The organism is Yersinia sp. 1252 StPb PI (genome assembly GCF_048593885.1).
Taxonomy (GTDB): Bacteria; Pseudomonadota; Gammaproteobacteria; order Enterobacterales; family Enterobacteriaceae; genus Yersinia; species Yersinia enterocolitica_E.
The window spans coordinates 1-7,215 of sequence record NZ_JAZGQE010000213.1; the positions used below are offsets into that span (position 1 = coordinate 1).

Consider the following 7,215-nt stretch of genomic DNA (forward strand, 5'->3'; position numbering starts at 1 on the left):
CTATTGGCAGGGATTTTATATCGCCAATTGATATCCAAATGGATTGTTCGGTACTTCATTTTCATCCTTATCCTAAAGCCATCAGCGCCCAGCGCTTTATACTTTAAACCTAATAACAGATTTGTTTAATTTTAATAACATCTGGCTATAAACAAGATTTTTCATTAATGCAGGTATATGAGTAGAAGTTGTTATTCGTCAAGAATGCTATTTCTGCATAACGATATTATGCACCGCTTGGGCTAATACCCGTTCAGGGGGAAATATGGCGACAAAACTTAATATTGTATTGGTCCATGGAGCATGGGCTGATGGCTCACAGTGGCGCTATATTATCCCAGCCCTGCACCAGATGGGGCACCGGGTCATTGCAATACAAAATCCGCTGACATCATTAGCAGATGACGTGGAGCGGACCATTAAGCTAACTACCGCCTTATATGGCCCTACCCTATTAGTGGGCCACTCTTATGGTGGCATGGTCATTACACAAGTCGGGCATCTACAAAATGTGGTCGGTATGGTCTATCTCGCCGCTTTTGCTCCCGATGCGGGAGAGAGCTTATCCAGTACTTTTGCACTGCGTGAACCACCTGTTAGCGCCGCTTATATTCGCCCGGATGATAATGGATTTCTATGGATTGACACTGACCAGTTCCACGAAAATATGTGTCAGGACATTGATGAGAATGAAGCACTGGTGATGTCTATGGTGCAAAAACCCTTAGCAACTCGCGCTTTTACTGATAAGTCTGCTCAGCCTGCCTGGCGGGTCAAACCTTGCTGGTATCAGGTTTCAACGGAAGACAGAATGCTGCCGGTCGAAACACAACGCGGTTTTGCTGCTCGAATTCAGGCCCAAAAGGTGATTGAGTTACCCTCCAGCCACGCCTCGATACTCTCTCATCCACAGCAGATAATCGCGCTGATTGTCGATGCCGTAAATGCGGTTAAATAGTTATCATACGTCAGCCTCACCTCTGCATCATATGACAGGCGAAAAAAATCCGCCCGAAAGCGGATTTTTATCAGACACAGCATAATACCGTGAAAGATGAGTGCTAACTATTCTAAGCAGTCGCTTAGAAAGTGTAACCTACGCCAGCAACCCAAGTACCGACATCAACGTTGCGGATGCGGCTCTGTTCGTAAGAAACGTCCAGGGCAACATTTTGCATTGGGTTGAACTGCATACCTGCGCCGTAAGTAAAGCCGTAATCGCTGGTGCTGCTTTTATCGCTAGCAGAAGTTGGGTAGTTCTGGCTGAAACGACCGTAACCCACACCTACCAGGCCATAAACGCTAGCCCAATCGTTGATACGGTAAGCTGGGCCACCGGTGATAGCATTGTATTGTGCTTTGTTGTATACCGACGCGCTGTCACCGAAGCTGCTTTTTTCAGTGTGAGTGAAAGAGGTGATGTAACCCAGTTGAGAATCACTCCACTCGTAACGGTATTTCAGGTTGAAACCTGAAGATTTGTTAGCAACACCTTGATAATCGCTCTGGGCATAACCACCAGAAACGGTGCTTTGACCGGCAAAGGCTGAACCTGCGGTCACTGCTAATACACAAGCTGCTACTGCTGAAAGACATGCAATTTTATTCATAACCACCTCGAAAGACGCAAATTTTTAGATGAAACAAGAACACCATGAAATTATAACAATAAATAGTAGGAAACTCTGCCTACATATGATTGTCTAATCATTTATTTGGTGTAACAAAGGGTTTCAAGAATCTTCCATCTTACTAATACGCTTACGAATTTCCGCCATTCTACACCTTTTTGTGACTCCCATCACCAAAAGCCATTCCAGACTATTCTTAGTTTTAGCGCTTAAATAACCAGCAGAAATAGCGTTAAAAAACCGCAATGCTGAAAATTTATTATTTCTTTCACTGCTTTCCGTTTCTTTTTTCGCTCCTTTGGTGATTTTCAAACACTTGGCTGACATTTCATTTACACTGGCAAAGATAGTTACCTAATAATTTTCTTTGAGGCTTAACAGGATGTCTTTGTCTCCTTCATCCAAACATTCACTCCCCTTAGTCCCTATTCTGTTGCTGGTGATTGCCATGATCTCCATCCAGAGTGGTGCATCGTTGGCGAAAAGTTTGTTCCCACTGGTTGGCGCGCAAGGAATAACCTCGCTGCGGCTCGGTATCGGCACACTTATTTTGTTTGTCATCTTTAAACCTTGGCGAATGCGATTCACCTCAGGCAGCCGCTTACCCTTGCTTATTTATGGTGTGACATTAGGTGGAATGAACTTTTTGTTTTACCTGTCACTAAAAACGGTGCCATTGGGTATTGCCGTCGCATTGGAGTTCACCGGCCCGTTGGCGGTTGCCATGTTCTCTTCTCGCCGCCCGGTGGACTTTATCTGGGTAGGGTTGGCCGTTCTGGGGCTATGGTTCTTATTACCGCTGGGACATAACATTGGTACCATTGATTTATTTGGCGCGGCTTGTGCCTTGGGTGCGGGAGCCTGTTGGGCGCTGTATATTATTTCAGGGCAGAAAGCCGGCGGTGATCACGGTCCTGGGACTGTCGCGGTGGGTTCTCTGATCGCAGCACTGGTATTTTGCCCAATTGGCGTAGCATATAACGGCCTTGCCCTGTTCGATCCCGCCATTCTCCCCGTTGCTCTGGCTGTCGCTATTTTGTCGACGGCATTGCCCTACTCACTGGAAATGGTCGCACTGACCCGGCTCCCTACGCGCACATTTGGCACGTTAATGAGTCTGGAGCCAGCACTGGCGGCCATTTCAGGGTTGGTATTCTTAAATGAACATCTGACATGGGTTCAATGGTTGGCTCTGGCATCAATTATCTGTGCCTCTATCGGGGCCACACTGACTATCAAACCCAAGCCACAACTGGATCAAATTGCCTGAAGGGTGCTGGCTAGTTCAGCTCTCTCACCTTCTATCCTATTGTTATTTATCAAACGCCAGCCCAGCACTGCACGGGTTGGCGTTTTTTATTAATTATTTTCCCTTTTTTTGCATCCAAAACACCAGGCTGATTCGTATAGGTAGATGTGAGGCAAGACTTCACCTCAACCCTCCTAAAAGGAATACATTATGAAAACGCTTCTTCGTACTGCTATCTGTGCTTCCTTACTGTTCAGTACTGTCTCTATGGCCGCCATGATGTCCGAAACTGTTATGGTAGGTGGTGCTTCGATGTTGCCGAGTAAAAATATTATCGAGAATGCGGTTAACTCCAAAGATCACACAACCTTAGTCGCTGCGGTTAAAGCTGCGGGGTTGGTTGATACCCTGCAAGGCCCCGGGCCATTTACCCTGTTCGCGCCCACCAATGCCGCGTTTGCAAAATTGCCCGCCGGTACAGTTGAAAGTCTGGTCAAACCAGAAAATAAAGCCATGCTCACCCAAATCTTGACCTATCACGTGGTGGCCGGGAACTACGATATGAAACAGTTAGAAAGTAAAATTAAAGCCGCAGGGGGTACTGCCGAGCTGAAAACTGTCAATGGCCAATCACTGTGGATTATGAACAACGGGCCACATAACATTCAGCTTAAAGATGGAAAAGGGAACATCGCTAATATCAGCACCTATGATGTACAACAGAAAAATGGCGTGATCGATGTGATTGATACTGTTCTGATGCCTAAATAAAACCCGTCTATACTGGGTGCAGTGTCTCACTGCACCTGACGGCTTTTTTAGGGATTGGCGCATGAATGAATACTCACTGGAACAACAAATCGGGCTGATCGATGCCATTGCTCAAGGTGATCAGTCCGCGTTTGAAAAACTATACCGGCTCACTTCCCCCAGACTCTTCGCGGTCGCCTTAAGAATGCTGCGCAACCCTGCTCGGGCAGAGGAGGTTTTGCACGACTGTTTTCTCACCGTCTGGCATCGGGCCGATAATTACAATGCGCAACTCAGTGCCCCATTGACCTGGTTGACCCATATTGTACGTAATCGGGCCATCGATTTGATGCGCGGCAGTGATAATCGTCTGCAAACGTTGAACGATGATCAAACCGATTATTTGACCGATGACACACTGACGCCTCTGGCTCAATTGCAGCAAGACAGTGAAGCTAAACAATTGGCAGACTGTTTGGCACATCTACCGGTTGAGCAACGACAAAGTATTATGTTGGCTTATTATCAGGGGCTTTCTCATGGGGAGATCTCTACTCATCTACAACAACCACTGGGTACGATAAAAAGCTGGATACGTCGTGCACTCGATCACTTGAAGGGCTGCGTAGGCTTATGAAAAACAGACGCGAATATGACTCAGCATTGGCCGCTGAATATGCGCTGGGAACCCTGCGCGGACTTGCCCGGCTGCGTTTTGAACGCCGATTCCGTCGTGACCCACAGTTGGCGGCAGATGTTGCCAGTTGGCAGCGTCTGTTTACCCAACTGGATAATCAATTGGCCCCGCTGGAGCCCCCTGAACGCGTATGGAAGCGGCTGGAGTTAGAGTTACCACCAATCAATCTGCGCCATATCAAACGTAATCGTTGGTCTTATTTGGGTTGGGCTGTCGCCGCCGCACTAGCCGCAGTCCTGGTTATCCCACGTTTATTGGTAGAGCCACCAACAGCCATCCCGGTGGCCGTGCTCTCCAATAGCCAGCAAAGTGGTCAATGGGTGGTCAGTCTGGAGAAATCGACTCGTAGCCTGACATTAACTCCCCTTAACCCCGTGGTAGTCAGTGAGCGTAATAGCCTTGAATTATGGAGTATTCCAGCGGGTGAAAAACCACACTCACTGGGGTTACTCAATACCCATGGGCCGACACAACTGACTCTGACTGAAAACCAGTTAATGGCCAATTCATTATTAGCAATCAGCCTGGAGCCTCACGGCGGTTCGCCCACTGGCCAGCCAACCGGTGCGGTGCTGTTTAGCGGGCCATTGCAGAATCTATAATAGATAAATATGCACGCGTTAGCGGCTATCACTTATCCGCATTACTGATCTTTTTCTACCGGAGGTTATGCATGCAAGACTGGGATCCTGATTTATACCGCCAATTTGAAGCAGAACGTACCCGCCCTGCCGGTGATTTGCTCGCACATATCAGCACTACCCAGCCACAGCGCATCAGTGATTTAGGTTGTGGGCCAGGCAACTCTACCCAATTGCTGCACCAGCGTTTTCCGCAGGCGCAGCTGGTTGGGATTGATAACTCGGTGGCGATGTTGGCCAGTGCGCAACAGCGCCTGCCGGCATGTGCATTTCTTGAAGCAGATATTCGCCAGTGGCAACCCGCTGAGCCACAAGATCTTATTTATGCTAACGCATCGTTACAGTGGCTAACCGATCATCAGCAACTCTTTCCCTATTTGTTCTCCAGGTTGGCTACCCACGGCATACTTGCGGTCCAGATGCCAGATAATCTGGAGGAACCCAGCCATCGAGCTATGCGTGAAGTTGCAGAAAACGGTCCATGGCAGCAAGCACTACAAGAGGCGGGGGCAATACGGGCGAAGGTTCTGTCAGCCAATCAGTATTATGACTTACTGGCCCCCAATGCAGAGCGGGTAGATATTTGGCGCACTACCTATTACCACCCGATGCCTTCAGCGCAAGCCATCGTCGATTGGCTGCGAGCCACAGGTTTACGGCCTTTTCTTGAACCGCTCTCTGAAGCAATGCGATTGGATTTTTTGCAAGACTATCTGGCAATCATTGATGTGGCCTATCCGCAACAGGCCGATGGCCGCCGTTTGTTGGCATTCCCCCGCTTGTTTATTGTTGCCCACGCCCGGTAGTCATACCGGGTATGTTGGTTGAATTTATTGACTGGCATAGCTGCTGATTCGTTCCGGTACGGAACTATTCATCGCATTATATATATTATTCATGTTCGCCAAGCCATTAATTAATAACACCTTCGCCTCATCCGTGACATTAAATATTATTGAAAGCATCCAAATGGATATTGACCTCATAAAAACCATACAAATCACAGTAATAGTTATTTTCAATTAGCCATAAACACCGCGATGAAAATATTATTAAAACGAAACAATAAATTACATTTACAAATAAACACCACTATCAACTATTTAATTGATAGGCCGAATCTACCCTACAAACTTAAATATCTTTGTTATACTTATTGCGGTGAAGAAATTGGTAATCAACTCAATAAAGGGATACCTATTATGAGTACAGCAAAACTGGTAAAAACAAAATCTTCCGACCTGCTCTACACCCGCAACGATGTTGAAGAACATGTCAAAGTTGACACCGTGAAAGCATTAAACCGTATGGTTATTCAGTTTATTGATCTGTCGCTGATGACCAAACAGGCTCACTGGAATATGCGCGGTGCCAACTTTATCGCGGTGCATGAAATGCTGGATGGCTTCCGCACAGCCCTCACTGACCACCTGGATACCTTCGCAGAACGCGCCGTACAACTCGGTGGTGTCGCACTGGGGACCACACAAGTCATTAATGATAAAACACCGCTGAAAAGTTACCCAACCAATATCCATAGCGTGCAAGAACATCTTAAAGCGCTGGCAGACCGCTACGCCGTGGTTGCTAATGATATTCGTAAGGCAATTTCAGAAGTAGAAGATGAAGACAGTGCTGATATGTTTACTGCCGCATCTCGTGATCTGGATAAATTCCTGTGGTTTATCGAGTCAAATATTGAGTAATCCTCAGTATGATACCCAATAGATCGTAAAATGGCAGGAAGATAGACCGGGTAATGAGAATAGCCAATACACCTGCAATTTTAACGATGATGGGTACAGGGCCGGTTATCCGGCCCTACGCACGGAGGTCATATGGCAAGTGGATGGGCCGGCGACGGCGCAGTACAAGATCAAATTGACTCCACCGTTGAAGATGCGGTGCAACGCGCAAGACAGGCTCTTGGCAGTGGTGAAAGTGAGCTATATTGCCTTGAATGTGGTCAAGCCATTCCAGAAGCACGGCGTAAAGTTCTGGCGGGGGTTAAATATTGCCTGAACTGCCAGAATCAATTAGACAAGCATCAGGCCAGCCATGCCGGATATAACCGCCGTGGCAGTAAAGATAGCCAACTCAGATAGCAATCCCTCCCCTTCCCCCCCTTATTGCACCATTATCGAACAAAAATCGGAGATAGTTAACAATATCGTTACATTGATGTTGATTATAGATTGTACATTATTAACGAATTAGTTAATAATAAGTAAATAATGGATTAGTTGC

Annotated in this window: 10 protein-coding genes; 8 read left to right on the top strand and 2 right to left on the bottom strand. The window is 47.0% G+C overall.

Features of this window, described 5'->3' with window-relative positions; genetic code table 11:
• Positions 1-265 precede the first annotated feature (265 nt).
• Entirely contained in the window at positions 266-958 is a 693-nt protein-coding gene (locus V2A85_RS20725) for an alpha/beta fold hydrolase (RefSeq protein ID WP_372558426.1), read from the top strand.
• A gap of 124 nt (positions 959-1,082) precedes the next feature.
• Here V2A85_RS20725 and ompX read toward each other — a convergent pair whose 3' ends face one another.
• Together ompX and V2A85_RS20735 are read right to left on the bottom strand one after the other, a co-directional pair.
• Positions 1,083-1,610, bottom strand: coding sequence for an outer membrane protein OmpX (gene ompX / locus V2A85_RS20730; RefSeq protein ID WP_372558425.1), 528 nt, complete (start codon positions 1,608-1,610; stop codon positions 1,083-1,085).
• 123 nt (positions 1,611-1,733) lie between these two features.
• The gene (locus V2A85_RS20735; RefSeq protein WP_227746547.1) at positions 1,734-1,943 is read right to left on the bottom strand and encodes a hypothetical protein; all 210 of its coding nucleotides are present in this window, start codon (positions 1,941-1,943) and stop codon (positions 1,734-1,736) included.
• Between the two features lie 70 nt (positions 1,944-2,013).
• On the opposite strand from V2A85_RS20735, the gene rhtA reads away from it, so the two are divergent.
• From rhtA to V2A85_RS20770, 7 genes are all read left to right on the top strand, one after another.
• Positions 2,014-2,901, top strand: coding sequence for a threonine/homoserine exporter RhtA (gene rhtA, locus V2A85_RS20740; protein ID WP_420072240.1), 888 nt, complete (start codon positions 2,014-2,016; stop codon positions 2,899-2,901).
• Between the two features lie 189 nt (positions 2,902-3,090).
• On the top strand, positions 3,091-3,651 hold the full coding sequence (locus V2A85_RS20745) for a fasciclin domain-containing protein (protein ID WP_372558424.1): 561 nt from the start codon (positions 3,091-3,093) through the stop codon (positions 3,649-3,651).
• Positions 3,652-3,712: 61 nt separating this feature from the next.
• Positions 3,713-4,267 (top strand): sigma-70 family RNA polymerase sigma factor, encoded by a 555-nt coding sequence (locus V2A85_RS20750; RefSeq protein ID WP_083159432.1) that lies wholly within the window; start codon positions 3,713-3,715, stop codon positions 4,265-4,267.
• On the top strand, positions 4,264-4,929 hold the full coding sequence (locus tag V2A85_RS20755; RefSeq protein WP_420072241.1) for an anti-sigma factor: 666 nt from the start codon (positions 4,264-4,266) through the stop codon (positions 4,927-4,929). The genes V2A85_RS20750 and V2A85_RS20755 overlap by 4 nt, the downstream gene beginning before the upstream one ends.
• A 71-nt stretch (positions 4,930-5,000) precedes the next feature.
• A complete protein-coding gene (gene tam / locus V2A85_RS20760; RefSeq protein ID WP_372558422.1) occupies positions 5,001-5,774 on the top strand; it encodes a trans-aconitate 2-methyltransferase in 774 nt (257 codons plus the stop codon).
• A gap of 396 nt (positions 5,775-6,170) precedes the next feature.
• Complete coding sequence (gene dps / locus V2A85_RS20765; RefSeq protein WP_372558421.1) at positions 6,171-6,674, top strand: DNA starvation/stationary phase protection protein Dps; 504 nt, start codon at positions 6,171-6,173, stop codon at positions 6,672-6,674.
• 132 nt (positions 6,675-6,806) lie between these two features.
• A complete protein-coding gene (locus tag V2A85_RS20770) occupies positions 6,807-7,073 on the top strand; it encodes a DksA/TraR family C4-type zinc finger protein (RefSeq protein ID WP_083159440.1) in 267 nt (88 codons plus the stop codon).
• The last annotated feature ends 142 nt before the right edge of the window (positions 7,074-7,215 follow it).